This is a genomic window from Allobosea caraganae, from assembly GCF_003351345.1.
Classification (GTDB): domain Bacteria; phylum Pseudomonadota; class Alphaproteobacteria; order Rhizobiales; family Beijerinckiaceae; genus Allobosea; species Allobosea caraganae.
The window spans coordinates 40153-66323 of record NZ_QQTO01000035.1 but is presented as its reverse complement, the minus strand read 5'-3'; the positions used below and the strand labels follow the sequence as shown (position 1 = coordinate 66323).

Annotated in this window: 29 protein-coding genes; 13 read left to right on the top strand and 16 right to left on the bottom strand. The window is 66.3% G+C overall.

The genetic code is table 11. The features are described from left to right. Nucleotides 1–14: 14 nt before the first annotated feature. Both DWF00_RS24270 and DWF00_RS24265 read right to left on the bottom strand, forming a co-directional pair. A complete protein-coding gene (locus tag DWF00_RS24270; protein WP_114830360.1) occupies nt 15–1025 on the bottom strand; it encodes a BMP family protein in 1011 nt (336 codons plus the stop codon). A 55-nt stretch (nt 1026–1080) separates the two neighbouring features. After that, complete coding sequence (locus DWF00_RS24265; RefSeq protein WP_114830361.1) at nt 1081–1434, bottom strand: winged helix-turn-helix transcriptional regulator; 354 nt, start codon at nt 1432–1434, stop codon at nt 1081–1083. A gap of 99 nt (nt 1435–1533) precedes the next feature. Here DWF00_RS24265 and DWF00_RS24260 point away from each other — a divergent pair, with 99 nt between their 5' ends. The 3 genes from DWF00_RS24260 to DWF00_RS24250 all read left to right on the top strand — a co-directional run bounded on the left by DWF00_RS24260 (nt 1534) and on the right by DWF00_RS24250 (nt 3174). Next, nucleotides 1534–2547 (top strand): zinc-binding alcohol dehydrogenase family protein, encoded by a 1014-nt coding sequence (locus DWF00_RS24260; protein ID WP_114830362.1) that lies wholly within the window; start codon nt 1534–1536, stop codon nt 2545–2547. Between the two features lie 61 nt (nt 2548–2608). Beyond that, nucleotides 2609–2872, top strand: a complete 264-nt coding sequence (locus tag DWF00_RS24255) for a type II toxin-antitoxin system ParD family antitoxin (RefSeq protein WP_114830363.1) — start codon at nt 2609–2611, stop codon at nt 2870–2872. Then, nucleotides 2869–3174, top strand: a complete 306-nt coding sequence (locus DWF00_RS24250; protein WP_181832731.1) for a type II toxin-antitoxin system RelE/ParE family toxin — start codon at nt 2869–2871, stop codon at nt 3172–3174. Before DWF00_RS24255 ends, DWF00_RS24250 begins: the two co-directional genes overlap by 4 nt. A 2-nt stretch (nt 3175–3176) precedes the next feature. Here the strand turns inward: DWF00_RS24250 and DWF00_RS24245 are convergent, their stop codons facing one another. Both DWF00_RS24245 and DWF00_RS24240 read right to left on the bottom strand, forming a co-directional pair. After that, nucleotides 3177–4622, bottom strand: coding sequence for an aldehyde dehydrogenase family protein (locus DWF00_RS24245; RefSeq protein WP_114830364.1), 1446 nt, complete (start codon nt 4620–4622; stop codon nt 3177–3179). Nucleotides 4623–4775: 153 nt separating this feature from the next. Further along, a complete protein-coding gene (locus DWF00_RS24240; RefSeq protein WP_114830365.1) occupies nt 4776–5429 on the bottom strand; it encodes a glutathione S-transferase family protein in 654 nt (217 codons plus the stop codon). A gap of 183 nt (nt 5430–5612) precedes the next feature. Between DWF00_RS24240 and DWF00_RS24235 the strand changes: the two genes are divergently transcribed. Then, nucleotides 5613–6827, top strand: a complete 1215-nt coding sequence (locus DWF00_RS24235) for a polyhydroxyalkanoate depolymerase (RefSeq protein WP_114830366.1) — start codon at nt 5613–5615, stop codon at nt 6825–6827. A 7-nt stretch (nt 6828–6834) separates the two neighbouring features. On the opposite strand, the gene DWF00_RS29580 is transcribed toward DWF00_RS24235, so the two are convergent. Beyond that, nucleotides 6835–6987: a hypothetical protein gene (locus tag DWF00_RS29580; protein ID WP_181832732.1), complete on the bottom strand. Its 153-nt coding sequence runs from the start codon at nt 6985–6987 to the stop codon at nt 6835–6837. A 167-nt stretch (nt 6988–7154) separates the two neighbouring features. Here DWF00_RS29580 and DWF00_RS24230 point away from each other — a divergent pair, with 167 nt between their 5' ends. Further along, entirely contained in the window at nt 7155–7640 is a 486-nt protein-coding gene (locus DWF00_RS24230) for a pyridoxamine 5'-phosphate oxidase family protein (RefSeq protein ID WP_114830367.1), read from the top strand. A gap of 87 nt (nt 7641–7727) precedes the next feature. On the opposite strand, the gene DWF00_RS24225 is transcribed toward DWF00_RS24230, so the two are convergent. The 4 genes from DWF00_RS24225 to DWF00_RS24210 form a co-directional block, all read right to left on the bottom strand. Then, entirely contained in the window at nt 7728–8417 is a 690-nt protein-coding gene (locus DWF00_RS24225; RefSeq protein ID WP_114830368.1) for a phosphatase PAP2 family protein, read from the bottom strand. A 201-nt stretch (nt 8418–8618) separates the two neighbouring features. Next, nucleotides 8619–9566 (bottom strand): diacylglycerol/lipid kinase family protein, encoded by a 948-nt coding sequence (locus tag DWF00_RS24220; RefSeq protein WP_181832733.1) that lies wholly within the window; start codon nt 9564–9566, stop codon nt 8619–8621. Then, a complete protein-coding gene (locus tag DWF00_RS24215) occupies nt 9563–10456 on the bottom strand; it encodes a transglutaminase-like domain-containing protein (protein ID WP_114830370.1) in 894 nt (297 codons plus the stop codon). The genes DWF00_RS24220 and DWF00_RS24215 overlap by 4 nt, the downstream gene beginning before the upstream one ends. A gap of 325 nt (nt 10457–10781) precedes the next feature. Continuing rightward, a complete protein-coding gene (locus tag DWF00_RS24210) occupies nt 10782–11174 on the bottom strand; it encodes a PRC-barrel domain-containing protein (RefSeq protein WP_114830371.1) in 393 nt (130 codons plus the stop codon). A 258-nt stretch (nt 11175–11432) separates the two neighbouring features. Between DWF00_RS24210 and DWF00_RS24205 the strand changes: the two genes are divergently transcribed. Continuing rightward, nucleotides 11433–11696 carry a glycine zipper domain-containing protein gene (locus DWF00_RS24205; RefSeq protein ID WP_114830372.1) on the top strand — a complete coding sequence of 88 codons (264 nt, stop codon included), beginning with the start codon at nt 11433–11435 and terminating at the stop codon, nt 11694–11696. 74 nt (nt 11697–11770) lie between these two features. Here the strand turns inward: DWF00_RS24205 and DWF00_RS24200 are convergent, their stop codons facing one another. Both DWF00_RS24200 and DWF00_RS24195 read right to left on the bottom strand, forming a co-directional pair. Beyond that, nucleotides 11771–12520 carry a UTRA domain-containing protein gene (locus tag DWF00_RS24200; protein WP_114830373.1) on the bottom strand — a complete coding sequence of 250 codons (750 nt, stop codon included), beginning with the start codon at nt 12518–12520 and terminating at the stop codon, nt 11771–11773. 33 nt (nt 12521–12553) lie between these two features. After that, nucleotides 12554–13915: a formimidoylglutamate deiminase gene (locus tag DWF00_RS24195; protein WP_245974269.1), complete on the bottom strand. Its 1362-nt coding sequence runs from the start codon at nt 13913–13915 to the stop codon at nt 12554–12556. A gap of 143 nt (nt 13916–14058) precedes the next feature. On the opposite strand from DWF00_RS24195, the gene hutI reads away from it, so the two are divergent. The 5 genes from hutI (at nt 14059) to DWF00_RS24170 (ending at nt 20100) form a co-directional block, all read left to right on the top strand. Next, nucleotides 14059–15225: an imidazolonepropionase gene (gene hutI, locus DWF00_RS24190; RefSeq protein WP_211200546.1), complete on the top strand. Its 1167-nt coding sequence runs from the start codon at nt 14059–14061 to the stop codon at nt 15223–15225. Further along, a complete protein-coding gene (gene hutH / locus DWF00_RS24185; protein WP_114830374.1) occupies nt 15222–16748 on the top strand; it encodes a histidine ammonia-lyase in 1527 nt (508 codons plus the stop codon). The genes hutI and hutH overlap by 4 nt, the downstream gene beginning before the upstream one ends. Before the next feature lie 235 nt (nt 16749–16983). Continuing rightward, nucleotides 16984–17781, top strand: coding sequence for an N-formylglutamate deformylase (gene hutG, locus DWF00_RS24180; protein WP_114830375.1), 798 nt, complete (start codon nt 16984–16986; stop codon nt 17779–17781). 61 nt (nt 17782–17842) lie between these two features. After that, the gene (hutU, locus tag DWF00_RS24175; protein ID WP_114830376.1) at nt 17843–19510 is read left to right on the top strand and encodes a urocanate hydratase; all 1668 of its coding nucleotides are present in this window, start codon (nt 17843–17845) and stop codon (nt 19508–19510) included. A 2-nt stretch (nt 19511–19512) separates the two neighbouring features. Then, nucleotides 19513–20100, top strand: coding sequence for a HutD/Ves family protein (locus DWF00_RS24170; RefSeq protein WP_114830377.1), 588 nt, complete (start codon nt 19513–19515; stop codon nt 20098–20100). Between the two features lie 12 nt (nt 20101–20112). Here the strand turns inward: DWF00_RS24170 and DWF00_RS24165 are convergent, their stop codons facing one another. After that, nucleotides 20113–21300, bottom strand: a complete 1188-nt coding sequence (locus DWF00_RS24165; protein ID WP_245974267.1) for an SAM-dependent methyltransferase — start codon at nt 21298–21300, stop codon at nt 20113–20115. A gap of 194 nt (nt 21301–21494) precedes the next feature. Between DWF00_RS24165 and DWF00_RS24160 the strand changes: the two genes are divergently transcribed. Both DWF00_RS24160 and DWF00_RS24155 read left to right on the top strand, forming a co-directional pair. Continuing rightward, nucleotides 21495–21764, top strand: a complete 270-nt coding sequence (locus DWF00_RS24160) for a type II toxin-antitoxin system Phd/YefM family antitoxin (protein WP_114830378.1) — start codon at nt 21495–21497, stop codon at nt 21762–21764. Then, on the top strand, nt 21764–22165 hold the full coding sequence (locus tag DWF00_RS24155) for a type II toxin-antitoxin system VapC family toxin (protein WP_114830379.1): 402 nt from the start codon (nt 21764–21766) through the stop codon (nt 22163–22165). The genes DWF00_RS24160 and DWF00_RS24155 overlap by 1 nt, the downstream gene beginning before the upstream one ends. A 113-nt stretch (nt 22166–22278) precedes the next feature. On the opposite strand, the gene DWF00_RS24150 is transcribed toward DWF00_RS24155, so the two are convergent. From DWF00_RS24150 to DWF00_RS24135, 4 genes are all read right to left on the bottom strand, one after another. Then, nucleotides 22279–23688: a TRAP transporter large permease gene (locus DWF00_RS24150; protein WP_114830380.1), complete on the bottom strand. Its 1410-nt coding sequence runs from the start codon at nt 23686–23688 to the stop codon at nt 22279–22281. A gap of 3 nt (nt 23689–23691) precedes the next feature. Continuing rightward, on the bottom strand, nt 23692–24279 hold the full coding sequence (locus DWF00_RS24145; protein ID WP_114830381.1) for a TRAP transporter small permease: 588 nt from the start codon (nt 24277–24279) through the stop codon (nt 23692–23694). Between the two features lie 90 nt (nt 24280–24369). Continuing rightward, complete coding sequence (locus DWF00_RS24140) at nt 24370–25341, bottom strand: sialic acid TRAP transporter substrate-binding protein SiaP (RefSeq protein WP_114830382.1); 972 nt, start codon at nt 25339–25341, stop codon at nt 24370–24372. A gap of 74 nt (nt 25342–25415) precedes the next feature. Next, the gene (locus DWF00_RS24135) at nt 25416–26165 is read right to left on the bottom strand and encodes a FadR/GntR family transcriptional regulator (RefSeq protein WP_114830383.1); all 750 of its coding nucleotides are present in this window, start codon (nt 26163–26165) and stop codon (nt 25416–25418) included. Nucleotides 26166–26171 lie beyond the last annotated feature (6 nt).

The window sequence follows — 26171 nt, the reverse complement described above, 5'->3', positions numbered from 1 at the left end:
GGTTGGATCAGTATCTAGGCCGGATTGGCGAACTCGACGCCCTCCCATTCGGCCGGAACCTTGAAGCTGCCGGCCGCGATCTCGGCAGCCATGGTTTCGATCCGACCTTTGACATTGGCCGGGACGGTGCCGGCCATGGTCAGGCGCACTGCCTCCGGCGTCTCCAGGCCGATCTGCCTGACTTGGCCCACAGCGAAGCGTTCCTCGACGAAATCCTGCGCGGCGTTGAACAGCGCCTGGCCGGAATCGGCGAAGGCCGAGGCGACGAAGATTTCGGGCGCTACAATGGTCCAGTCGCGGACATTGCCGATCTGCTTGGCGCCGCCCTCGCGGCAGGCCTCGACCGCGCCCGTGCGGCCGGCATTGAGCATGGTGAAGATGATGTCGGCCTTCTCGGCTATCATCGCAGCGGCGACCTTCTTCGAGAGGGGGTTGTCGTCCTGGTTGCCGGAGAAGTTGGTCAGCACCTTCACAGTCGGGTTGGCGTGCATGACGCCATGGACATAGGCCGCACGGCCCTTCAGGCCGGGCGTGACGCGGATACCGGACATGTGGCCGACCACGCCGGTCTTGGTGGTCAGCGCCGCAAGCATCCCGGCGAGAAAGGCCGACTGCTCCTGCAGGACCTCGTAGCTCGCAAGGTTCGGCCCGGTGACGTTGCCCTGCGTGACGGCGAAGCGGATATCGGGGAATTCGGCCGCAACGGCCTTCGCCGCCGCATTGTTCTGGCCGCCATGGGCGATGACGAGATCCGGCTTGGCCTTGGCGAGCGCCCGCAACGCCTCGGTCAGATCTTCGGGCTTGGGCGCGATGCCCTGGGTAAAGGCGATCGTGGCGCCGAGGCGGGCCTCGGCGAGCTTGAGGCCGTCATAGCCCGCCTGCATGAAGCCGCCATCATCGACCTTGCCGGCGAAAAGCGCGGCAATCTGCTTGCCCGGCGCGGCAAAGGCTGGACGTGGCAGGGCAGCGGCAGCGCCCAGCACGAGAAAGGCGCGGCGGTTGAACGTCAGCGATGCAGTCATCATCCAAGCCTCGGAAATTCGTTGGGCAATAGCAGCAAATCGCGTACCAGCGCACCGCTCAGGCCGCGGCTTGATCCGACAGCTTCAGCACATGCTCGTCGCCCCAGGCCTTCAGCGCCATGATGACCGGCTCCAGCGTCCGGCCCCTCTGGGAGAGGCTGTATTCGACGCGCGGCGGCACCTCGGCGAAGACGGTGCGGATGATCAGCCCGTCGGCCTCCAGCTCACGCAATTGTGCGGTCAGCATGCGCTGGGTCAGGCCCGGCAGGCGCTTGCGGATGGCGTTGAAGCGCAAAGTGCCCTGGAACAGATGGTAGAGCAGGATACCCTTCCATTTGCCGCCGATCAGGCCGAGCGCCGCCTCGACCGGGCAGCCGGGAGAGCAATCGAGCCGGCTATGGCGCGGCGGCATGACGGTATCCTTTTCGATACTATCGGCTGAAATTGTGCGTACTTGCGCAGTTGCATCCTAGCGCGCATCTCGGCGCCACAGCAATGCAGGAAACCTCCCATGCGCGCCATCGGCTATCGCCACCCGCAACCCATCACCGCAGACGACGCCCTGATCGACCTCGACCTGCCCGAGCCGGTCGCCGGCGGGCGCGACCTGCTGGTCGAGGTCAAGGCTGTGTCGGTCAACCCGGTCGACACCAAGGTGCGGCGCAACGCCCAGCCGGAGGCGGGCGGCGTGAGGATTCTGGGCTGGGATGCGGCCGGCATCGTCAAGGCGGTCGGGCCGGAGGCGAAGGGCTTCAAGCCGGGCGACGAGGTGTTCTACGCCGGCGCGCTCGACCGCTCCGGCAGCAATGCCGAGCTCCATCTGATCGATTCCCGGATCGTCGGGCACAAGCCGAAGAGCCTGAGCTTCGGCGAGGCGGCGGCGCTGCCGCTCACCTCGGTGACCGCCTGGGAGGCCCTGTTCGACCGGCTCAAGGTCAAGGATGCGGTGCCTGGCGCGGCGAACGCGATCCTGATCGTCGGCGGCGCCGGCGGCGTCGGCTCGATCGCGGTCCAGCTGGCGCGGCACCTCACCGATCTCACCGTGATCGCGACCGCCTCGCGGCCGGAGACGCAGGCCTGGGTCAAGGAGCACGGCGCCCATCATGTCATCGACCACACCAGGCCACTGGCGGCGCAGGTCGCGGCGCTCGGCATCGGCGCGCCCGGTTTCGTGTTCTCGACCACCCATACCGACACGCATCTGCCTGGGATCATCGAGCTGATCGCACCGCAGGGTCGCTTCGGGCTGATCGACGATCCCAAGGTGCTCGACGCGATGCCGCTTAAGCGCAAGAGTATCTCGCTGCATTGGGAGCTGATGTTCACCCGCTCGCTCTACCAGACGGCCGACATGGAGGCGCAGGGCGAGCTGCTCAACGAAGTCTCGCGGCTGGTCGATGCCGGCAAGATCCGCACGACGCTGAGCGAGAGCTTCGGGGCGATCAACGCCGCCAACCTCAAGCGAGCCCATGCGCTGATCGAGAGCAACCGCGCCAAGGGCAAGATCGTGCTGGAAGGGTTTTGAGCGAGGCCGTGGCGGTGGCAGCCGATTCGACATATATTGAATCGATTGTTTGGAGAGCGTGATGCAGATCACCACAGAGCTTGATGCGAAGGATCGGGAGACGGTGGCCGAGCTAGTGAAGACCGGCCACTACGCTTCCGTTCTCGACGTCTTGAAGGAAGGCATTCGCCTGGTGAAGCGACGCGAAGAGCGGCTTGCCGAACTCGATCAAGCTATCGCGGAGGGGCTTGCGGATTCGCGAGCCGGCCGGGGCAAGCCGATGGACGAGGTCTTCGACCGGCTTGAAGCCAAGTATCAGGCGATGGCCGATACCGCGAAATCATGAAGGTCATCGTCCTCCAGACGGCGGACGATGACCTGGAGCACATTGGCGATTTCATTGCTCGCGATAATCCCGAGCGGGCATTTAGCTTTGTCCGGGAATTGCGTTTCGCGTGCCAGCGGCTTTCGGACGCGCCTTACGGCTACCAACTTGTGGAGCGCTATCGCGAGGCGGAAATCAGGCGGCGGCCGACCGGCCGCTACCTGATTTTCTACAAGGTCTTCGAAGATCGGATCGAAGTGCTCCGGATACTGCACGGCCGCCGGGACCACGAAACCGAACTATTCGGTTCGGACGAGACCTGAGATCAGGCCAGCGTGTAGGCCGTCTTCACCGTCGTGTAGAATTCCTTGGCGTAGGCGCCCTGCTCGCGCGGGCCGTAGCTCGAGCCCTTCCGGCCGCCGAACGGCACGTGATAGTCGACGCCCGCGGTCGGCAGGTTGACCATCACCATGCCGGCCTCGCTGTTGCGCTTGAAATGCGTCGCGTGCTTCAACGAGGTCGTGCAGATGCCGGCGGCGAGGCCGAACTCGGTGTCGTTGGCGATGGCCAGTGCCTCGTCGTAGTTCTTGGCGCGGATGACGTTGGCGACCGGGCCGAAGACCTCCTCGCGCGAGATGCGCATGGCGTTGGTGGTCTCGGTGAGGAGGGCCGGCTGCATGTAGAAGCCGGGGGTCTCGCGGTTGAGCAACTCGCCGCCCCAGACGAGCTTGGCGCCCTCGTCCTTGGCGATGGCGACGTATTTCAGGTTCTGGTCGAGCTGGCTCTGGTCGACGACCGGGCCGATATGGGTGCCGCTCTTCAGCGCGTCGTCGACGACGAGGCCCTTCATGCGCTCGATGGCCGCCTCGACGAAGCGGTCGTGGATGCCCTCGGTGACGATCAGGCGCGACGACGCCGTGCAGCGCTGGCCGGTCGAGAAGAAGGCGCCGTTGACGGCGGTCTCGACGGCGATCTTGAGATCGGCGTCGTCCAGCACGACAAGCGGGTTCTTGCCGCCCATCTCGAGCTGGATCTTCTTCATCGGGTTGGAGGCGATGCAGGCCTCCGCGACCTTGCGGCCGGTGCCGACCGAGCCGGTGAAGCTGATCGCATGCACGTCCTTGTGCTCGAGCAGCGCCTGGCCGACGACCGAGCCGCGGCCCATGACGAGGTTCAGCACGCCCTTGGGCAGGCCGGCGCGCTGGATGATGTCGACCAGCGCCCAGGCCGAGCCCGGCACGAGATCGGCCGGCTTGATGACGACGCAGTTGCCGTAGGCCAGCGCCGGCGCGATCTTCCAGCCCGGGATCGCGATCGGGAAGTTCCAGGGCGTGATCATGCCGATGATGCCGACCGGCTCACGGGTGATCTCGACGCCGACGCCGGGGCGCACGGACGGGATGGCTTCACCGGCCAAACGCAGGCATTCGCCGGCGAAGAAGGCGAAGATCTGGCCGGCGCGGGTCGCCTCGCCGATGCCTTCGGGAAGGGTCTTGCCCTCCTCGCGCGAGAGCAGGCGGCCGAGATCCTCCTTGCGGGCCAGGATTTCGTCCGAGGCCTTCTTCAGGATCTCGTAGCGCTCCTGCGGGGTGGTGCGGCTCCAGGCCGGGAAGGCGGCCTTGGCGGCGGCGACGGCGTTGTTGAGGTCCTCGACCGAGCCCTGCGTGTATTCGCCGACGACGTCGTTGGTGTTGGAGGGGTTGATGTTGCGCGAAGCCTTCGCGCCGCCGGCCCATTCGCCGCCAATAAGGTTCTTGAAAATCTCGGTCATCGCTGCCTCTCGAACTCACTCGGGATTGGCGCCGGTGTTAGCGCTTTTGGCCGACAAGCGCCATTCGCCTGGCTCATGGCCAGGCGGCGTGATGTCTCGCATACGGTATGCAGCGCCGACTTGTCGAGCAGATCAGAGCCGGCTTGAGACGCCTCAGAACTCGGCGTCGAGCTCTTCCAGCTCATCCGGCTCGGTCTTGGCGGCGGCGATCCAGTCCTGCAAGGCCGGCCACTGCGCCATGGTCTGGCAATAGGCCCTCGAGACCGGATCGAGCGCGACGTCATAGGTCAGGAAGCGCAGGCAGACCGGCGCGTACATCGCATCCGCCATCGAGAGCTCGCCGAAGAGATAGGGCCCGCCATAGTTCCCGATGCACTCGCGCCAGATCTCGGTGACGCGGTCTATGTCGGCCTGCGCGCCGGCCCAGACCTTGAAGCCGGGATAATGCGCCTTGAGGTTCATCGGCAGGGCCGAGCGCAGATTGGCGAAGCCGGAATGCATCTCGCCGCAAATGGCGCGGCAATGGGCGCGGGCCCTGGCATCCTGCGGCAGCAGCCCGGCCTTCGGCCTGATTTCGTCGAGATAGGCGGCAATGGCGAGCGTGTCCCAGACCTTGACGCCGTCATGGGTCAGGCAGGGCACCAGGAACGAAGGCGAGAGCAGCAGCAGCTCGGCCCGGGTCGAGGGGTCGTCGACCGGCATGACGTGCTCGTCGAAATCGAGACCCGCCATCATGCAGAGCAGCCAGCCGCGCAACGACCAGGAGGAATAGTTCTTGCTACTGATGGTCAGGGTCGTCGGAGCCATGGCGGATGATCCTCTGCGGCACGTACCACCTTCGTAGCAAGAGATGTTCCATAGAATGAGACAAAGCAGAACATCCTTGCATCCAACCCATATTGCAGCGCAACATGACGCCGTGGCGCAGCCATCCGGTGACGGCCCCTGCCCGTCGCCGAGGCAAGCCCGGTCGATCGAGGTCGCACGCTGATGCTCTACGCCGCCTACCAAGCCCAGTCCGACCTGATCAACCCGGCCCGCACGCTAGCCCAGGCCGCTCTGGCGGCACTCGGCGCCAGGGCCATGACGGGACAGCCGGTCGATATCCGCGCCGCCGCAGCCGCCTATGAGATGGTGACGCGCGCCGGGCTGACCCATGAGCGGCCACCCTACCACATCGACAGCGTCCGCATCGGCAACCGGGACGTGCCGGTGAGCGAGGAGGTGACCCTCGCCCTGCCCTTCGGCAGCCTGCTGCATTTCCGCAAGGACAGCGAGGTCGCGCAGTCGAAAGTGCTGGTCGTGGCGCCGATGTCGGGCCATTTCGCCACCCTGCTCCGCCACACCGCGGCGACGCTGCTGCAGGACCACGACGTCTACATCACCGACTGGCACAATGCCCGCGACGTGCCGCGCAGCGATGGCGCCTTCGGCTACGACGATTATGTCGACTACCTTATCCGCTTCATCGAGGAACTCGGCGACCAGACCCATGTCGTCGCCGTGTGCCAGCCTTGCGTCCAGGTGCTCACCGCTGCAGCCGTGATGGCGCAGTCGGGCAATGCGATCCAGCCGCGCAGCATGACCCTGATGGCCGGGCCGGTCGACACGCGCATCAACCCGACCACGGTCAACAAGCTCGCCATGGAGAAGCCGATCCGCTGGTTCGAGAAGAACCTGATCGCGACCGTGCCGGCCCGCTATCCCGGCGGCGGCCGCAGGGTCTATCCCGGCTTCGTCCAGCTCGGCGCCTTCCTGGCGATGAACCTGAGCCGCCACGTCAACGCGCATATCGACATGTTCACCCATCTCGCCACCGGCGAGACCGACAAGGCGCAGGTGATCAAGACCTTCTACGACGAGTATTTCGCGGTGCTCGACCTGCCGGCCGAGTTCTACCTCGAGACCGTGCAGTGGATCTTCCAGGAGGCGCGGCTGGCGGCGGGAACGCTGACCTATCGCGGCGAGAAGGTCGATTGCTCGGCCATCCGCAAGACCGCCCTGCTCACCGTCGAGGGCGAGCGCGACGACATCTGCTCGCTCGGCCAGACCTCGGCCGCGCATGACCTGTGCAGCGGGCTGAAACCCTTCCGCAAGCGCCACCACATGCAGGCCGGCGTCGGCCATTACGGCGTGTTCTCGGGCCGGAAATGGGAAGGGCAGATCTACCCGATCGTTCGAAACATGATCGTGGCCAACAGCTGAGAGCCGATCACTTCTCCTTGATCGAGAGCCCGCCCTTGCCGATCGAGATTTCGACGCCATCGGGCTGCTTCTTCTCCTGGTAGAGCGCGTAGCCGGTCGCGGCCAGGCCAACGACGAGAACGGCGATCAGAACGACGAGCAGATTGCGCGAAATGGCCAACAGGATTCTCCGGATCGTTCGGAAGCGAACACTCGTGAACTGCCGGTGCGGCGCAAAAGTTCCTTGCCTTCCGGCCATGCGGGGGTCGTAATCGGGAACGTTCCGCGCCCTCGCCGCGTTTCGCGAATGGGGCGCCGTGATGGCGGCACGGCAGCGAGGGCGACACGATGGACAACGAATTCCAGCAGCGCATCTGGGGCGTGCTCAACGACCACCCGGTCGTGATGATGACGACCATCGTCGGCGGCAAGGCCAGGACGCGGCCGATGTCCGGCCATATCGACCGCGAGAACCACCGCCTGCTCTTCGTGACGCATAGCCACGCCGGCCCGATCGAGGAGATCGATCCACCCGGATTGGTCTCGATCGCGATCAGCGACGAGGATCATAATTTCTACGCGGCGATCGAATGCGAGGCGACGCGGATCGACGATACCGACCTGTTGCGGCAGATCTGGAATCCGATCACGGGCGCCTGGTTTCCGGGCGGGCCCAACGACCCCGACGTGACCCTGCTCTCGCTGCACCCGGTCTCGGCCGAAATCTGGAACGGGCCGTCGAGCGGCGTGATGATCGCCTTCAAGCTGGCGACCGCGAAGATTTTGGGTCGCACACCTGATCTCGGCGTCAACACCACCATTGACATGCGTTGAGCCCCCGAGACTGGGCTCCCTCGTCATTGCGAGCGTAGCGAAGCAATCCAGGAGGACTGGGCGAGCGAGGCCCCCTGCATTGCTTCGCTACGCTCGCAATGACGGAGAGCGCGAGGCCTCCTGCGCCGGCTCCGCTGCGGCCATCTTCCGGCCGAGATAAGCCACCGCCAGGCTCGACCAGGCGACGCCCAGGCACCAGCCGGCGAGCACATCGGTCGGCCAGTGCACGCCGAGATAGACCCGGCTGATGCCGATCATCACGATCATGAACCAGGCCAGCCAGAGGCAGACGCGGGTGATGTCGCGGCGGCGCGAGGCCAGGCCGATGAAGCCGGCGATGCTGAGCAGGGTCACGGCCGAGAGAAAGGCGTGACCGCTGGGGAAGCTCGCGGTGAAGGTCAACGCGCTGTGCTCGACGATGTCGGGCCGCTCGCGGCCGATCGCGATCTTGAGCCCGGTGCTGACCAGCGTCGCGGCGATGACGCTGAGCGCCAGCCCGACCGCGAGATGCCGGAAGCCGCAGAGCCAGAGCGTCAGCGTGGCGCAGATCGTCATCATGCCCAGCCCGACGAAGCTGCCGAGGCCGGAGACGTCGCGCATCGCCTCGCGCAGCCAGGCCGGGCCGACCGGCGTCGACGGGTCGCCGGCGACGCGGAAGAGCAGCACCAGGCTGCGGTCGAAGGCGAAGCTCTGTCCGGACGCGATGTAGACGGCGAGGCCAAGGAAGCCGAAGGCGGCGGCGACGGGCACGAGGACGCGGGGTGTGAGCGAAAACATCGAATCCCTGGAGCGGCTAAGAGACTGTTTGCGAATTCTACTGGCGTGGCCGTCCGACGCGGCTGTCTGCGCTTCCGGTGCTCACGGACTTTAGTCCGCTCCGCTCCGGTTCTCGACAGCCACGCCAGACTGCTCACGCCAGCGAATTCTCGAACGGTCTCTGACAACAAGCCGTAATTGAGGCGGCTCAGTAACCTATCGTCAAATCGCCTGTGGACGCGCGCCTATGACCTGGATCGCCTTGGGCAGGAGGCGATAGGAGAAGGGGCCGGCCGTGCGCTGCACCTCGCCGTCGAAGGTGATGTGCCCGCGCCGCTTGTCGCGGCGGATCAGGGTGATCTCCTCGCCGGTGAAGGACGTCAGGTGCTTCGACGAGCGCCAGCGGCCCGAGGCGACCGCGAGCGCCGCCCTGGTGCGCGAGGCCAGCCCGCCGGCATTGAGGATATGCACCTCGAAATGGCCGCCATCGAGGCGGGCGCGGCGCCATTCGATGCCGTCGAAGCTGTTGATGGTGACGAGCACGGCATCGGCCTCGACCTGCCTGATGTGATCGCCCACCCGGATGTCGACCGTGATCGCCCGCGTGAACAGGATCGAGCGCGTCGCGGCCACGACGAAGGCGATGGTCCGGCTGAAGGGGAAGCGCCTGCGGGCGAACTCGCGCTCGCGCGCCATCAGGCTGAAGAAGCCCATGCCCGAGAGCGAGTGGAACAGGCGCTCGTTGACGCGGCCGATATCCATCGTCACCGGCTCGCCCTCGCAGAGCGCCTGGATCTGCTTCTCCAGCGGGCCGATCAATCCAAGGTCGCGGCCGAGCACGTTGACCGTGCCGAGCGGCAGGATCCCGACCGGGCGCTCGCATTGCAGGAGGATGGGCAGCACGCCGTTGATCGTGCCGTCGCCGCCGGCGATGACCGGGATCGCCCCGTCCTCCTCGATCGCGAGCGACAGCGCGTCGTCGAGGTCGCGCGGATGCACGAGCTTGACCTCGGCCTCGCAGCCATGGGCTCGAAAGGCCGCCCCGATCCGTCCGGCGAAGGCGTCAGGGCCTGCTTCGAGCACGGTTCCCGCCCGTGCGTTGACGACGACAGTGTAGCGCATGACACTATCGGAGGTGTGCTCGCGCCGGGCGAGTTGCAAGTCGCTCACGACGAGACGGCGCGATCCTCGTGCCATTGCCCGTTGCCGGGCAGGTGCGGCACCTCAGGAAGCGCGTCCTCGACCTCTTCCGTCGTCACCTCGAAGCGCTGCAGGCCGTGCTGGCCGAAGCTGTTGAGCATCGCGACGTCGGTGGCGTCGCGCCCGCGCGCGATCACGACGCGGCCGATGCGCGGCATGTTGTGCCTGGCATCGAACGTGTACCAGCGATTGCCGAGATAGACCTCGAACCAAGCGTTGAAGTCCATCGGCGCCGGGTCCTTCGGCACGCCGATATCGCCGAGATAGCCGTTGCAATAGCGCGCCGGGATGTTGAGGCAGCGGCAGAGCGCGACGGCAAGGTGGGCGAAGTCGCGGCAGACGCCGATGCGCTCGTCGAAGGCCTCTGCCGCCGTGCGGGTGTTGCGCGCGAAGGCGTAGCCGAAGGTCAGGTGGTTATGGACGAAGTCGACCACCGCCTGCACCCGCTCCCAGCCGGGCGGCAAGTGTCCGAACAGGCTCCAGGCGCGGTCGGCGAGCTTGTCGGTCTCGCAATAGCGGCTGCCGAGCAGGTAGACGAGCGCCTCGTCCGGCAGGCGCGACGGCGGAACCTCGCGCGCCGCCGCATTGACCGGATCGGGCACGCCGGAATCGTAGAGCACGCCATCGGACTGCAACAATATCCCGCCGGGCGGCGCCACCAGCCGGCGGCAGATATTGCCGAACTGATCGAGATATTGCGTCGTCGGCACGGTGGCGGAAGGGTCCGCCAGCGCCGTCACCGCCATCTCGTCGGGCCGGGCCAGATCGTGCCGGCGCGAGGGGTGGATATCGAGCATGGTGATCAGCGGCAGCTCGTGCCCGCAGACGATTTCGATCCGGTAGCCATAGCGGATCAGCATGGCGTCCTCCTTGCTGCAGGCGCTACGCGTCGCGATTGGCGGCGGAAGCGAACCGGCGATGTTGATTGGGGGCGTGCTGCCAACAGGACGCATGGCAGGCGCTTTGGTTCCTGGGCGGCAAGGTTAAAAATGCAGTCCATCGCCCAAAAAGAAGATGCGGGCCTTTCGGCCCGCATCCCGCCGTCACGACGGTTCGGCTGGGGGGATAGCAACCGCCGCGACCTGCAGGAAAAGCACTTTCAAGCGAAGCGGATATCGGCTCCGCCTGGAAATGCGTAAATTCAAAGGCTTGGAGCAGACCGAGGGCGGCTGCTCCAGCGCGCCCCTACATCATCCAGTAGGGCATCGTGCCGTAGTAATCGTGCACGCGCTTGCCATAGGCCCGGTCGTCCCAGTCCGGCTCGCCCTCGCTGTCATACATCGGAGCGGCCTCGAGCTTGTCCTTGGTCAGGGGCACGACGTAGCCACCGCGATTGGTGTCGTAGTCGAGCACGCTCCACGGGATCGGGTGATACTTCTCGCCCAGGCCGAGGAAGCCGCCGAAGGACATGATCGCGTAGGCGACCTTCCCCGTCTGCTTGTCCAGCATGACGTCGTAGATCTCGCCGAGATGATCGCCGGCGGTGTTGTAGACATCGGTGCCGGCGACGCGCGCCCCTGCGATCAGGGGGTTGCCCGACGTCGTGGGAGTGGTGGTGGCCGTCGAGAGATCGGTCATCTGACTGTTCCTCCGTGAATCCGGGAGCGGCGTCATCCCGCCGCAGGTTCTGGATGGTCAACGTCGCTTCGCTTCGAAGGTTCCGCAGCCGGAGACCGGAAGGGCGCGACAATTTGGACCGGCCGCGGGTGGACTGCGGGCGCCGCTTTCCAGATGGCGAATGGACGCAGCGGAACCTTTGGCGGCGGCTGCCGTTGATCGGCCAACGACGCGAGGACGTGGCCTCAGCCACGCGCCTCACCAAGGGAGCGACAGACCATGCAGAAGATCCTCATTCTTGCCGCCTTCGTCGCCGCGCTGGGCGCCTGCACTCCCCGCGAGGAGCGGACGGCGGGCGGCGCGCTGATCGGCGCCGGCACCGGCGCGGTGATCGGCGGGTTGGCGACCGGCCGGGCCGGTGGCGCGCTGGCAGGCGCGGCGATCGGCGGCGCGGGCGGCGCGATCATCGGCAATGCGACATCACCCAGCAGCGTCTGCGTCGGCCGCGACGAATATGGCCGCCGCTATCGCTACGAGTGCTGAGCACCTATCGATTCCGGCAGTGCCCGCCATCCCCTGGGATGGCGGGTTTTTCATGTGCTCAGACTTTCATGCGCTCAGACCTGACCGTATGGCCCGAAGCGGCCGACGAAGCGGTGTCGGCCGCCGGGATAGAGCAGCCTGACGGCGGTGACCGGGGCGCTCTGGTTCCAGGTCCGGCGCTCGACCAGCAGGCAGGGCTCGCCCCGGCCGATCGCAAGCAGCTCGGCCTCGCGCGCGCCGGCCGCGACCGCGCTCAACGCATGTTCGGCCTGGGACCACAGGCTGTGCTGCAGCAGCCAGTCGCCGGCCGGCATGGTCTCAAAAGGCTCGTCGGCTGCCGCCGGCACGGTCGCGAGATGGATCACCCGCTCCTCCAGCACATGCGGCTGGCCGCTGCTGAGATGGCGGGTGACGAGATGGACGATCGGCTCCGAGCGCTTGAGCTCGAACAGGGCTGCGACCTCGGCAGCGGGCTTGCCGTCGCGGCGCGAGAGGATCTCGAAGGCGTAGTCCTGGCCGAGCTGGCGGACCTCGTCGGGGATCGAGAGGATGTCGAGCATGGCGTGGCTCGCGGGCGGGCTTGCCACCACCGTGCCGGAGCGGCGCCGGCGCGTGATCAGGCCCTCGCGGGCAAGCTGGACCAGCGCGCGGTGCACGGTCATGCGCGAGGCGCCCAGGCGCTCCATCAGGGCATGCTCGGGCGGCACCGAGGTGCCGGGCGTCCAGGTGCCGTTCAGGACGAGATCGCGGATGGCGCGGCGGATCTGGTCATAGACCGGCCCGGCGCCATCGAGCTTCACGGCATCGAGCCCGCTATCCGACATGATGCCCCGTCACGATCTTGACCTTCCAGCCCGTCAGGCGAGCAGCCGCCGCATCGTCGCGCCGAAGCGCTTCGCCACGGCCCCGCGCACGACATGGCGCCCGTCCTCGACCACTCTCCTGCCACCAACCAGCACATGGCGCAAAGGCAGCGCGTTGGCGGCGAAGATGGCGCTGTCGAGCGCAGCCTCGCCCGCCTTGCCGGCAAGCGCGGGGTGATCGAGATCGAGCGTGACGAGATCGGCGCGGGCCCCGACCTTGATCTGGCCGATCGCACGGCCGCAGGCTTGCGCGCCCCCAGTGCAGGCGTTGCGCCAGAGCGCGTGCCCGGTCGAGGCTTCCGGCTCGGCCAGCAGCGAGCGCCTCCGGTCGCGCAGACGCTGCGAGTACTCGAGCTGGCGCAGCTCGGCGCCGGCATCGATCTGGATGTTCGAATCGCTGCCGACACCGAAACGGCCGCCCGCCGCACGATAGCGGACGCCGTCGAAAATGCCGTCACCCAGGCTCGATTCGGTGATCGGGCACAGGCCGGCGACCGCGCCGCTGCGGGCGATGGCATCGCGTTCGCCATCGCTGAGATGGGTGGCGTGGATCAGGCACCAGCGCTCGTCGAGCGCGACCGTATCCATCAGCAGCTCGACCGGGCGGCGGCCGGTGATCTTCAAGCTGTCCTCGACCTCGCGCGTCTGCTCGGCGACATGGATGTGGAAGGGGCCGTTCGGGCACAGAGCGGTGAGCCAGGTCAGGTCGGCCTTGCCGACCGCGCGCAGCGAGTGCGGGGCGAGGCCGAGCCGCGCATCGGGCAAATGGGCGATGGCCGTCTCGCTGGCCTCGATCAGGCGCTGGTAGCTGTCGGGATCGTTGACGAAGCGGCGCTGGCCATGGACCGGCGGCGCCTCGCCGAAATTGCCGTAGCGATAGAGCACCGGCAGCAAGGTGAGGCCCAGGCCCGTCTCCTCGGCGGCGGCGGCAATGGCACCCGCCATCGCGGCGATATCGGCGTAGGGACGGCCGTCCTTGTCATGGTGGAGGTAGTGGAACTCGGCGAGCGCGGTGAAGCCACCCTCCAGCATCTCGACGAAGGCCTGTGCCGCGATGGCCTGGACATCATCGGGATAGAGCCGATCGAGGAAGCGGTACATCACCTCGCGCCAGGTCCAGAACGAATCCTCGGTGGCGCCGCGGCGCTCTCCGAGGCCCGCCATCCCGCGCTGGAAGGCGTGGCTGTGCAGGTTCGGCATGCCGGGCAAGCTCAGCCCGTCGAGCCTGACGACACTTTCGGCTTGCGGCACGCCGATTGCGACCGCAGCGATCGTGCCATCCACGACGGTGAGCGCGACATCATCGGCAAAGCCCTCGGGCAAGAGGGCCTGCTCCAGGTGCAGGGTCAAGGTCACGCCGGCTCTCCGCTTGCTATTTGCATATGCAATTAGATAGCATAGTCTGATCGCAGGGATAGTCGAGAGGGAGCGACGTGGCGGGACAGCCCAATGAGAGCCTGAGCTGCGACACAGTATGGACCCATGCCCGGCTCGCGACCATGGCGGCCGATGCATCCGCGCCATACGGAGCGATCGAGGATGGGCTGGTCGCAGCCAGGGACGGCCGCATCATCTGGGTCGGCCCGCGCAGCCAGGCACCTCGATTCGAGACGCGCGAGACCGTCGATTGCGGCGGGCGCTGGATCACGCCGGGCCTAATCGATTGCCACACCCATCTCGTCTATGGCGGCGATCGCGCCCATGAGTTCGAGCTGCGCCTGCAAGGCGTGAGCTATGAAGAGATCGCGCGCGCCGGCGGCGGCATCCTCTCCACCGTGAAGGCGACGCGGGCGGCTGATGAAGCCGAACTGTTCGTGAGCGCCGACAGGCGGCTTGCCGCGCTGCTGGCCGAGGGCGTCACCACCGTCGAGATCAAGTCGGGCTATGGGCTCGAACAGCAGGCCGAGCTGAAGCAGCTGAAGGTTGCCCGCCGGCTCGGCCGCGAGCGCCCGGTCCGGGTGCGCACCACCTTCCTCGGCGCGCATGCGGTGCCGCCGGAGTTTTCGGGACGCTCGGGCGACTACACCGACCTCGTCGCCGGGCCGATGCTAGATGCCGTCGCCGCTGAGGGATTGGCCGATGCGGTCGACATCTTCTGCGAGGGCATCGCCTTCTCGCCGGAGGAGACGGCGCGGGTCTTCGCCGCGGCGAAGGCAAAGGGCTTGCCCGTCAAGATCCATGCCGAGCAGCTCTCCAACCTCGGCGGCGCCAAGCTGGCGGCCGAGCATGGCGCTGTATCGGCGGATCATCTCGAACATCTCGACGAGGCCGGCGTGATCGCCATGGCCGGGGCTGGCACCGTCGCGGTGATCCTGCCCGGTGCCTTCTATTTCCTGCGCGAGACGCAGAAACCGCCGATCGCGCTTTTGCGCAAACACGGCGTCGCCATCGCGCTCGCGACCGATGCCAATCCCGGCTCGTCGCCGCTGACCTCGCCGCTGCTGGTGCTCAACATGGCCTGCACGCTGTTCCGCCTGACGCCGGAAGAGGCGTTGGCCGGGATCACGCGCCACGCCGCCAAGGCGCTCGGGATGCAGGGCGAGATTGGGACGCTTGAGCCCGGCAAGTTCTGCGACCTCGCCATCTGGGACATCGAACGCCCGGCCGAGCTCGCCTATCGCATCGGCTTCAACCCGCTTCACGCCCGCATCTGGAACGGCCAATGACCGCTTTATCCCTTACCCCCGGCGAGGCCGCGCTCTCGCAGTGGCGCAGCGTGCTCGGCGGCGCCTCGATCACGCTCTCGGACATGAAGGCGATCGCAGCGGCGCAGGCGATCGTCGACGAGATCGTCGCGGCCGGCACCGTGACCTATGGCGTCAATACCGGCTTCGGCAAGCTCGCCAGCGTGCGCATCGCCGATGCCGACCTCACCACCTTGCAGCGCAACCTGATCCTCTCGCACGCGGTCGGCACCGGCCCTGCCCTGCCGGACGATGTCATCAGGCTCATCCTGGCGATGAAGGCGGCGAGCCTGGCCCGCGGCGCCTCCGGCGTGCGGCCGGTCGTGGTCGAGGCTCTGATCGGCGCGCTCAAGGCCGATGCGCTGCCGGTCGTGCCGGCCAAGGGCTCGGTCGGCGCCTCCGGCGACCTCGCTCCGCTCGCGCACCTCACAGCGGCGCTGATGGGCGTCGGCGAGATCAAACTGAAGGGCGAGGTGCTGCCGGCGGCAGAAGCGCTGAAGCGCATTGGCCAGGAGCCGCTCGTGCTCGGCGCCAAGGAAGGGCTGGCGCTGATCAACGGCACGCAGGTCTCGACCGCGATCGCGCTGAAAGCGCTGAGCGACATCGCCCGCGTCTTCGACGCGGCGCTCGTTGCCGGCGCGCTTTCGGTCGATGCGCTGAAGGGCTCTGACACGCCGTTCGATCCGCGCATCCAGACGCTGCGCGGCCAGCCCGGCCAGATCAAGGTCGCGGCGATTCTGCTTCAGCTGATCGCCGGCAGCGAGATCCGCGACAGCCATCGCTTCGGCGACAGCAAGGTGCAGGACCCCTATTCGCTGCGCTGCCAGCCGCAGGTGATGGGCGCGGTGCGCGACCTGCTCGCGAACACCGCCACGACGCTGGCGATCGAGGCCAATGCGGTGACCGACAATCCGCTCGTGCTCGGGCCGGGCGAGATCGTCTCGGGCGGCAATTTCCACGCCGAGCCGGTCGCCTTCGCCGCCGATATCCTGGCCATGGGGCTGTGCGAGATCGGCAATCTCTCGGAGCGGCGCATGGCGCTGCTGGTCGATCCGGTGATGAGCGGGCTGCCACCCTTTCTGGCGCGCGACGCGGGCTTGAATTCCGGCTTCATGATCGCGCAGGTGACGGCCGCGGCACTCGCATCCGAGAACAAGCAGAAGGCCTATCCGGCCTCGGTCGACACGATCCCGACCTCGGCCAACCAGGAGGACCATGTCTCGATGGCGACGCATGGCGCCTTCCGCCTGCTCGACATGGCCAGGAACGCCGCGAGCATCATCGGCGTCGAGCTGATGGCGGCGGCAGAGGCGATCGAGCATCACCGGCCGATGAAGACCAGTCCGCGGCTCGAGCCGGTGCTAGCGCTTATCCGCGAGAAGATCGCGCCGCTGGAGGCTGATCGCTATCTGGCGCCTGACCTGGCGGCGGCGACCGAGCTGGTGCTGTCTGGCGCGCTGGGCAAGGCGGCCGGGTTGGACAGTTTTGCGGAGTTCGGAGCATGAGCCCTCGCAGTAACAAGCGCGGGGAACCCTCTCCCGGAGGGAGAGGGCAGGGTGAGGGGACGGCCGCTGGACCAGCGGACCGCAGTGCTCACCTCACATTTCGGTTTAAGCCAACGATTTCGGGCCTACACCTCACCCCTGCCCCTCTCCTTACAGGAGAGGGGTTCCCCGCGCCTTTTCTCATGGGGATGTCGCTCGGCTCAAGCGTACGGCGACTAAACAAAGGACGTCGTGCATGAGCGACACCCTCACCACCACCAAAGGCTCTTCCCCGCTCATCCTCTCGATGCCGCATCCCGGCACCGGCCTGCCAGATGAAGTGCGCGCCACGCTCAACCCGCTCGGCCTCGCGGCCGGCGACACCGACTGGCACATGCGCCAGCTCTACGCCTTCGCTGAGCCCTTCCAGCCGAGCATCGTCGAGGCCGGGCTGTCGCGCTATGTCATCGACCTCAACCGCGATCCCTCCGGCCTCTCGCTCTATCCGGGGCAGGCGACGACCGAGCTGGTGCCGACCACGAGTTTCGACGGCGAGCCGATCTGGATCACAGCGCCGGACGAGGCCGAGATCACCAGGCGACGCGAGGCCTATTTCCAGCCCTATCACGATGCGCTCGCGGCCGAGATCGCACGGGTGAAAGCCGCTCACGGCTTCTGCCTGCTCTGGGATTGCCACTCGATCAAATCGGTGATCCCGCGCCTCTTCCCCGGCACGTTGCCGACGCTCAACCTCGGCACCAATTCGGGCGCGAGCTGCGCGCCGGAGGTTGGGCAGGCCGCCGAGGCGGCGTTGGGCAAGTCCGACTTCAGCCACGTCGCCAATGGCCGCTTCAAGGGCGGCTGGATCACCCGGCACTACGGCCAGCCGGCCGAGCATGTCCATGCGATCCAGATGGAGATCGCGCTTTCGGCCTACCTGACCGAAGAGGCTCCGCCTTGGAGTTTCGACGCACCGAAAGCCGCCAGGCTGCAAGCCGCCCTCTCAGTCATCATCGAAGCCGCGCTCAACGCGGCGACCAAGTTGAAACCTTGACCGTGATCGGACGGAAAGCCGGATTCCACTTTTCCCGATCACGGTCTGAACGGAGCCATTCATGACCCGCATCGACAATAGCCGCGTCATCCGCAGCCCGCGCGGCACCGAGCTCTCGGCCAAGAGCTGGCTGACCGAGGCCGCCTTGCGCATGCTGATGAACAATCTCGACCCTGACGTCGCCGAGAAGCCGGGCGAGCTCGTGGTCTATGGCGGCATCGGCCGCGCCGCCCGCACCTGGGAGGATTTTGACCGCATCGTCGCCAGCCTGCGCTCGCTGGAGGCCGACGAGACCCTGCTGGTGCAGTCGGGCAAGCCGGTCGGCATCTTCCGCACCCATGCGGACGCGCCGCGCGTGCTGATCGCCAATTCCAACCTCGTGCCGGCCTATGCCAATTGGGAGCATTTTCACGAGCTCGATAAGGCCGGGCTGATGATGTACGGCCAGATGACCGCGGGATCCTGGATCTATATCGGCACGCAGGGCATCGTTCAGGGCACCTACGAGACCTTCGTCGAGATCGGCCGGCAGCACTATAATGGCAGCCTCAAGGGCAAATGGATCCTGACCGGCGGCCTCGGCGGCATGGGCGGCGCGCAGCCCCTGGCCGCGACCATGGCCGGGGCCTCGATGATCGCGGTCGAGTGCAAGCCGTCCTCGATCGAGTTCCGTCTGCGCACCGGCTATCTCGACGAGAAGGCGGGGAGCGTCGACGAGGCGCTGAAGATCATCGAAGCCGCCCATGCCAGGGGCAAGGCCGTCTCAGTCGGCGTGCTCGGCAATGCTGCGGAGGTCTTCCCCGACATGGTCCGGCGCGGCATCCGGCCCGACGTCGTCACCGACCAGACCTCGGCCCATGACCCGCTCAACGGCTACCTGCCCGCCGGCTGGACACTGGAGGAATGGGAGGAGCGCAAGGAGCGCGATCCGGCCGGGACGATCGAGGCCGCGAAACAGTCGATGGCCGTGCATGTCCGCGCCATGCTCGACTTCCAGCGCATGGGCGTGCCGACGCTCGACTACGGCAACAACATCCGCCAGATGGCGAAGGACATGGGCGTCGACAACGCCTTCGACTTTCCCGGCTTCGTGCCGGCCTATATCCGCCCGCTCTTCTGCCGCGGCGTCGGGCCGTTCCGCTGGGCCGCGCTCTCGGGCGATCCGGAGGATATCTACCGCACCGACCAGCGCGTGAAGGAGCTGATGCCGGACGATAAGCACCTGCATAACTGGCTCGACATGGCGCGCGAGCGCATCAAGTTCCAGGGCCTGCCGGCGCGGATCTGCTGGGTCGGCCTCGGCGACCGGCACCGGCTCGGCCTCGCCTTCAACGAGATGGTGGCGAAGGGCGAGGTCAAGGCTCCCATCGTGATCGGCCGCGACCATCTCGATTCCGGCTCGGTCGCCTCGCCCAACCGCGAGACGGAAGCCATGAAGGACGGCTCGGACGCGGTCTCCGACTGGCCGCTGCTGAACGCGCTGCTCAATACGGCCGGCGGCGCGACCTGGGTCTCGCTGCATCATGGCGGCGGCGTCGGCATGGGCTATTCGCAGCATGCCGGCGTGGTCATCGTCGCCGATGGCACACCGGAGGCGGCGAAGCGGCTGGAGCGCGTGCTCTGGAACGATCCGGCGACCGGCGTGATGCGCCATGCCGATGCCGGCTACGAGATCGCCATCGACTGCGCCAAGGCCAAGGGTCTGAAGCTGCCGGGCATCCTGGGCTGAGTATGCGCATCATCCGCGCCAGCGACTGCCGGGTCATGCCGTGGAAGAACGGCGGCGGCACCACGACCGAGATCGCCGCGCATCCGCCCGGCGCTTCGCTCGATGCGTTCGACTGGCGGATATCGATGGCGCATGTCGGGGCCGACGGGCCGTTCTCCAGCTTCCCCGGCATCGACAGGACCTTGTCGGTGCTGACCGGGAACGGGATCGCGCTCGCCTTCGGCGATGGCGAGACGGTGCGGCTGGAGCGGTCTTCTGCGCCCTACCCTTTCCCCGCCGACCGCCCGGTCGAGGGCCAGCTCGTCAATGGGCCGATCGACGACCTCAACGTGATGACCCGCCGCGGTCGCTGGCAGCACCGCGTCGAACGCCTGACCGGCCCAGGCCCGATCGAACTCGCCGTCCATGGCGGTCTGCTGATGCTCAGCGCTCGCTCTGACGGGTGGACGATCGCCGCGAACGAGGGCCTTGAGAGCCTCGGCACCGGCGACAATGCGATATTGGAGCCTGGCGAAGCTGTTACGCTCGCGAGCGATCACGACGATGCCGAGATCTTCGCGATCGAGCTCTGGGAGGGCGCAGCGCCCTGAGGTGCCGGCCCCTCACTTTTCCATGTAGCCGCGGGTCACCGGCAGCGTATCGAATGTCTTGGCGAGCTGGAGCTGGAAGACGACGAGGTCGTTATGGCGGAAGCTTGCCTCGGACGCGGCGAGATAGAACTCCCACATCCGCGCGAAGCGCTCGTCGTACATCGCGACCGCCTCGGCGCGCCGGGCGAGGAAGCGCTCGCGCCAGGCCTTCAGCGTCTCGGCATAATGCAGGCGCAGCACCTCGACATCGGTGATGATCAGCCCTTCCTGCTCGATCGCCGCCGTGACCTCGGATAGCGCCGGGATATAGCCGCCGGGGAAGATGTACTTGGCGATGAAGGGGTTGGTGGCGCCGGGCGGCGTGGTGCGGCCGATCGTATGGACGAGCGCGACGCCGTCCTGCGTCAGCAACTCCGAGATCTTGCGGAAGTAGGTGCGGTAGTAGCCGACGCCGACATGCTCGAACATGCCGACCGAAATGATGCGGTCGAACGGGCCGGCGGTATGGCGATAATCCTCCAGCTTGAACTCGACCGGCAGGTTCGCCGCCACCGCCCGCTCCTGCGCGATGGCGAGTTGCTCGGTCGACAAGGTGATACCCTTCACCGTCGCGCCGGTCTCGCGGGCGATGCTCAAGCCGAGGCCGCCCCAGCCCGAGCCGATGTCGAGCACGCGCTGGCCGGGCTCGACTGCGAGCTTGGCGATGAGCCGGTGCTTCTTGGTGGCCTGAGCCTGTTCGAGCGGGATGTCGGGACGCTCGAAGAAAGCGCAGGAATACTGCATGTCCTCGTCGAGGAAGAGCTTGAAGAAATCGGCCTTGAGGTCGTAGTGGCGGGCGACGTTGCGGCGCGCCCAGGCCGGCGTGTTGTTCTGGCTGAAGCGGCGCACGGCCGTGCGGGCACGGCCGAGGGTCTGGACCCAGGCCGAGGGCGTCTGCACGTGGAGCCCGGCGACCAGCATGTCGAGCAGGTCGTATACGCTGCCCTGCTCGACGACGATCCGTCCATCCATCACGGCCTCGCCAAGCGCGAGTTCCGGATTCAATGCGAGCTTGAGCTCCGTCGGCCGGTCCATGATGCGCATGGTCAACGCCGGCTTGTCACCCGCCCCGACCATGCGATGCGAGCCATCCGCGAAGACGATTTCGAGCGGAGGCGACTTCACCAGCCTCGCGAGCATCGATTCAATGAGCGAGCGCACTGCTTCACTCCTGTCAGCGAATACCCCTGTACCATGAAAATGGTGTCATATTCGGCTCGTCGCAACTCCATGAATACAGCCCAGAATTGCCGCAAACGCATAGCAGGCGACGCCAACCGCGCTCCATGCGCTTGACAGGCATGAATCGCATGGCCAGTTAAATACAAACTAGTCTGACTAGTCAGGAGACTGTGATGAGCTGGGCACTGCAAGATGCCAAGGCGCGCTTCAGCGAGGTGGTGAAGCGCGCGCAAACGGAAGGGCCGCAAGAGGTGACGGTGCGCGGGGAGCCTGCAGTCGTCGTCATCTCCCAGGAAGAGTTCAGCGCCCTGCAGCGAGGGCAGAAAGCGACGCCAAAGAAGAGCATCGTCGACCACTTGCTGGACGGCCCGGCATGGCCGGACGATTTTGTCGAGATGGTCAATGCTCGCTCGAAAGAGCCCGGCCGCGATATCGAGTTCTGATGTATCTGCTCGATACGAACGTCATCTCCGAAGCGCGTCGCGGATCGCCTGCCGCCGTCGCTTGGCTGCAATCCATCGAGCCCGAGGACATCCGGTTCAGCGTCGTCTCGTTCGGCGAGATCAACTCCGGCATTGAACGACAATGGCCAAAGGACCGGGTCTTCGCCGAACGCCTCCTGACCTGGCTGAACACGCTGCGATCCGACCATGCGGAGCGCATCATTCCCGTCTCGCTCGAAATCTCCCTCGAATGGGGGCGGATTTCCGCCGGAAGGTCGCGCGGCCCAGCGGATGCGCTGATCGCAGCGACCGCAATCGCGCATGACCTCACCCTGGTCACCCGCAACACCAGGGATTTCGAGGACCTGCCGATCAGCCTCGTCAATCCCTGGCAAGCGTGAGCAGCCCGCTCCTAGATCGCCGAACGTCCTTTCGGACGCAAAGTGGCGATCTAGGCTTTTGTTATTGCATCTGATTTTTCCGAAAACTGGATTCCACTTTTCGGTTCGATGCTCTACCGCAGCATCCCCATCGTCCGCGGCAGCCAGAGCGTCAGCTCCGGGATGAAGGTGATCGCGAACAGCGCCATGAAGAGCGGGATCAGCCAGGGCAGGATCGCCATGGTGGTCTGCTCGACCGAGAGCTTGGCGACGCGCGAGAGCACGAAGAGCACCATGCCGAGCGGCGGGTGCAGCAGGCCGATCATCAGGTTCAGCGTCATGATCAGCCCGAAATGGATCGGGTCGACGCCGAGCTTGAGCGCGATCGGCAGCAGGATCGGCACGACGATGGTGATCGCCGCGATGGTGTCGAGGAAGCAGCCGATGAAGAGCAGCAGCAGGTTCACCAGGATCAGGAAGACCCATTTGTTCTGGGTGAAGCCGAGGATCAGGTCCGACAGGATCTGGGCCGTGTTCGAGACCGTCAGCAACCAGGCGAAGATCGAGGCGGCGGTGACGATGAAGAGCACGGACGCCGTGGTCTCGATCGTGTCGAAGGTCGCCTTGGTCAGGCTGCGCAAGGTCATCGAGCGATAGCGCACCAGGCCGAGGAAGAGCGACCAGATCACCGCGGCAGCCGCGGCCTCCGTCGGCGTGAACCAGCCGAGCGTCATGCCGCCGATCAGGATGACCGGGGTCATCAGCGCCATCACGGCCGAGAAGTCGAAATAGTAGTCGAGCGCCAGCAGTCCGGCGAGTGCGAGCCCGATGGCGACATTGACCGAGAGCCCGGCCCAGTAGACCAGGACATAGGCCAGCACCGGGAAGCCGAAGACGACCACGACCTCGATGCCGGCCGAGCCCAGCGTGCGCCAGGAAAACTTCGAATCCGAGCCCCAGTTGCGCAGGCGGGCGAAGACCGCGACCGTGCCCATCATGAACAGCGTCATGACCACGCCGGGGATGACGCCGCCCAAGAAGAGCGCGCCGATCGAGGTGTTGGCCATCATGCCGTAGATGACGAAGGGCAGCGAGGGCGGGATGATAGGCCCGAGCGTCGCCGAGGCGGCGGTGACGCCGACTGCGACGTCCATCGGGTAGCCGTGGTCCTTCATCGCCTTGATCTCGATCGTGCCGATGCCGGCGGCATCCGCAATCGCGGTGCCGGACATGCCGGAGAAGATCACGGAGCCGATGATGTTGACCTGCGCGAGACCGCCGCGCATCCAGCCGACGAGCGCGACCGCGAAGGAGTAGATGCGGCCGGTGACGCCGGCGATGTTCATCAGGTTTCCGGCCAGGATGAAGAACGGCACGGCGAGCAGCGGGAAGCTCTCGACGCCGGCGATCATGCGCTGCGCCAGGATGACGTCGGGAACCGTGCCGGAGATCAGGATGAAGGCGAGCGAGGCGACGGCCATCGCGATGGCGACGGGTACGCCCAAAATCATCAGGGCGAGGAAGGAGCCGAGCAGGATGAGCATGGGTCAGGCCTCCGAGCCGTCGAAGGCCGCGGGATTTTCAAGGACGGAGTAGCCGCGCCGCAGGCTCTGCCAGGCGACATGCAGCGCCCGCAGCGTCATCAGGGCGAAGGCGATGACGACGGCGTAGAAGACGATCGACTTGGGGACGTTGATCGTCGTCATCATCTCGTCGGGAATGAGCGAGGCGTATTTGTAGACGAGCCAGGTCGCGTAGCCGAAGAAGCCGATGCGGACGACGTCGACGAAGGTGGCGAGCGCCCGGCCGACGCCTGGCGAGACATAGCGGTAGATGAAATCGACCTGGATGTGCCGCGAGGCGCGCACGCAGAGCGCCGAACCGAGGAAGACGACGACGATCAGCGCGTAGATCGCGATCTCCTCCGTCCAGGCGAAGGAATCGTTCAGCACGTAGCGCGTGAAGAACTGCAGCACGACGCAACCGACCATCAGCCAGAAGGCGGCGAGCGTGAACCAGTCCTCGATGCCGTAGCCGCTGAGATCGGCCGGCGGCGTCGCCTCGTCGAAGACATGGGCGATCTCTTCGCCGGTGACCTGGGTATGGATTTCCTGCGTCGTCGTGCTCTGGTTCACGGCTGACCTCGGTGCTGAGAGGGCCCGGCAGGGCGGTATAGGACAACACCCGGCGGCGGGGAGCCGCCGGGCTTGGACGTCAAGCCAGGATCACTTGATCGCCTGGATGCGCTCCCAGTCCGACTTGCGATAGCCGAACTGCTCGAAGGTGACGTTCTTCTGCACGTTGGCGAGGAAGTCGGCCTTGTCGACGTCGTTGACGGTCAGGCCCTTGTCCTTGAAGAACTGGATGAGCTTGATCTCGTCGGCCTGGATCTTCTTGGTGGTGCGCTCGGCCGCCTCGAGGGCGACGTCGGTGAAGATCTTGCGGTCCTCAGGCGAGAACTTGTCCCAGGCCTGCTTGGCGACGACCGTGTTGAGATGGTCGACGATGTGCCCGGTGAGGACGATGTTCTTCTGGACCTCGTAGAACTTCTTGGCCTCGATCGTGGTCAGCGGGTTCTCCTGCGCCTCGACGGTGCCGTTCTGCAGGGCGAGATAGACCTCGGCGAAGGCGATCGGCGCTGTGTTCGCGCCGCAGGCGCGCGGCATGGCGAGATAGGCGGGGACGTCCGGCACGCGGATCTTCAGGCCCTTCATGTCGGCGCAGGACTTGATCGGCTTGTTCGAGGTGGTGTGGCGCGTGCCGTAATAGCTGACCGCCACGATCTGGTGGCCGCTCTTCTCCTGATAGCCCTTCACCATCTCCTGGTAGATGTCGCTTTTGGTGTAGGCGAGCAGGTGGTCCGGGCCGCGGAAGGTGAAGGGGTAGTAGGTCACGCCGATCGGCGGGTAGGCGCGCGCGGCGAAGCTGGAGCCGGAGATGATGATGTCGACCGTGCCCAGCGTCAGGCCCTGGTTGATGTCGGTCTCCTTGCCGAGCTGCGAGGCCGGATAGACCGTGATCTCGTACTTGCCGTTGGTGCGCTTCTTGAATTCCTCGGCCGCCCAGACCGACTCGGTGTGGAAGGGCTCGGAGGTCTCATAGACGTGGGCCCATTTCAGCTTGGTCTGGGCCTGAGCCGGCGCGCCGGCGACGATGAGAGCAGCCGCGGCGGCGGCGAAAGCGAAATACTTCTTCATTGGTATCCTCCCGTTTTGAATAGACTTGCCGTTTTGAGTAGGCTTGCCGTTGTGAGTAGGCTTGGCTTTTCGCGTCAGTTCTTGCCCGGCGGACAGGCGTCGACGCTCTCCTGTCCGCTTGCAGCACGGCCATCGCCGAAGCTCTGTGAGAAGCGCTCCTGCGATTGCTTCAAATGCCAGCGCATCGCGTCGCGCGCCTTGTCGGCGGAGCCCGAGGCGATCGCATCTCGAACAGCGCGATGCTCCCCGAAGGCCTCGCGCCAGGAGACGTCGTTCTCGAAATAGCTGGCGAGCTGCTGGAAATACGGGTTGACGCGCTGGTCGAACAGATCGCCGACGAAGCGCGCCAGCACGGCGTTGCCGAGCATCCCGGCGATCGCGACATGGAAGGCGCGGTCGAACGCGATCAGCTCGTCGCCGGAAAGGCCGGGCGCCTCCATTTGCGTGAGGATGTCGTCGAGCTTGGCGATGTTCTGCGGCGTCGCCTGGCTGCCCGCCTCGGCGCAGACCGCGCTCTCGACGACCTCGCGCGCCTTGAGCAGCTCGAACGGCCCTTCCGCCAGATCGGCGGGCTCTGCCGGCTTGCGGCGCGGCGCCTCGGTGACATAGACGCCCGAGCCCATGCGGATGCGGACGCGGCCCTCGACCTCGAGCGCGATCAGCGCCTCGCGCACGGAAGGGCGGGAGACGCCGAGCTTCTCGGCGAGCTCGCGTTCAGGCGGCAGGCGGCCGCCGACCGGGAACTCGCGCCTGTCGATGAGCTGGCGGAGCTGGTCGGCAATCTGACGATAAAGGCGTGGCGACTCGACGGCTTCGAGCGGCACGTTTCA

What these genes read in the sequence shown, in the direction of transcription:
- DWF00_RS24270 (WP_114830360.1), bottom strand. Translation starts at nt 1,025, where the DNA reads ATGATGACTGCATCGCTGACGTTCAACCGCCGCGCCTTTCTCGTGCTG.
- DWF00_RS24265 (WP_114830361.1), bottom strand. Translation starts at nt 1,434, where the DNA reads ATGCCGCCGCGCCATAGCCGGCTCGATTGCTCTCCCGGCTGCCCGGTC.
- DWF00_RS24260 (WP_114830362.1), top strand. Translation starts at nt 1,534, where the DNA reads ATGCGCGCCATCGGCTATCGCCACCCGCAACCCATCACCGCAGACGAC.
- DWF00_RS24255 (WP_114830363.1), top strand. Translation starts at nt 2,609, where the DNA reads ATGCAGATCACCACAGAGCTTGATGCGAAGGATCGGGAGACGGTGGCC.
- DWF00_RS24250 (WP_181832731.1), top strand. Translation starts at nt 2,869, where the DNA reads ATGAAGGTCATCGTCCTCCAGACGGCGGACGATGACCTGGAGCACATT.
- DWF00_RS24245 (WP_114830364.1), bottom strand. Translation starts at nt 4,622, where the DNA reads ATGACCGAGATTTTCAAGAACCTTATTGGCGGCGAATGGGCCGGCGGC.
- DWF00_RS24240 (WP_114830365.1), bottom strand. Translation starts at nt 5,429, where the DNA reads ATGGCTCCGACGACCCTGACCATCAGTAGCAAGAACTATTCCTCCTGG.
- DWF00_RS24235 (WP_114830366.1), top strand. Translation starts at nt 5,613, where the DNA reads ATGCTCTACGCCGCCTACCAAGCCCAGTCCGACCTGATCAACCCGGCC.
- DWF00_RS24230 (WP_114830367.1), top strand. Translation starts at nt 7,155, where the DNA reads ATGGACAACGAATTCCAGCAGCGCATCTGGGGCGTGCTCAACGACCAC.
- DWF00_RS24225 (WP_114830368.1), bottom strand. Translation starts at nt 8,417, where the DNA reads ATGTTTTCGCTCACACCCCGCGTCCTCGTGCCCGTCGCCGCCGCCTTC.
- DWF00_RS24215 (WP_114830370.1), bottom strand. Translation starts at nt 10,456, where the DNA reads ATGCTGATCCGCTATGGCTACCGGATCGAAATCGTCTGCGGGCACGAG.
- DWF00_RS24210 (WP_114830371.1), bottom strand. Translation starts at nt 11,174, where the DNA reads ATGACCGATCTCTCGACGGCCACCACCACTCCCACGACGTCGGGCAAC.
- DWF00_RS24205 (WP_114830372.1), top strand. Translation starts at nt 11,433, where the DNA reads ATGCAGAAGATCCTCATTCTTGCCGCCTTCGTCGCCGCGCTGGGCGCC.
- DWF00_RS24200 (WP_114830373.1), bottom strand. Translation starts at nt 12,520, where the DNA reads ATGTCGGATAGCGGGCTCGATGCCGTGAAGCTCGATGGCGCCGGGCCG.
- hutI (WP_211200546.1), top strand. Translation starts at nt 14,059, where the DNA reads ATGGCGGCCGATGCATCCGCGCCATACGGAGCGATCGAGGATGGGCTG.
- hutH (WP_114830374.1), top strand. Translation starts at nt 15,222, where the DNA reads ATGACCGCTTTATCCCTTACCCCCGGCGAGGCCGCGCTCTCGCAGTGG.
- hutG (WP_114830375.1), top strand. Translation starts at nt 16,984, where the DNA reads ATGAGCGACACCCTCACCACCACCAAAGGCTCTTCCCCGCTCATCCTC.
- hutU (WP_114830376.1), top strand. Translation starts at nt 17,843, where the DNA reads ATGACCCGCATCGACAATAGCCGCGTCATCCGCAGCCCGCGCGGCACC.
- DWF00_RS24170 (WP_114830377.1), top strand. Translation starts at nt 19,513, where the DNA reads ATGCGCATCATCCGCGCCAGCGACTGCCGGGTCATGCCGTGGAAGAAC.
- DWF00_RS24160 (WP_114830378.1), top strand. Translation starts at nt 21,495, where the DNA reads ATGAGCTGGGCACTGCAAGATGCCAAGGCGCGCTTCAGCGAGGTGGTG.
- DWF00_RS24155 (WP_114830379.1), top strand. Translation starts at nt 21,764, where the DNA reads ATGTATCTGCTCGATACGAACGTCATCTCCGAAGCGCGTCGCGGATCG.
- DWF00_RS24150 (WP_114830380.1), bottom strand. Translation starts at nt 23,688, where the DNA reads ATGCTCATCCTGCTCGGCTCCTTCCTCGCCCTGATGATTTTGGGCGTA.
- DWF00_RS24140 (WP_114830382.1), bottom strand. Translation starts at nt 25,341, where the DNA reads ATGAAGAAGTATTTCGCTTTCGCCGCCGCCGCGGCTGCTCTCATCGTC.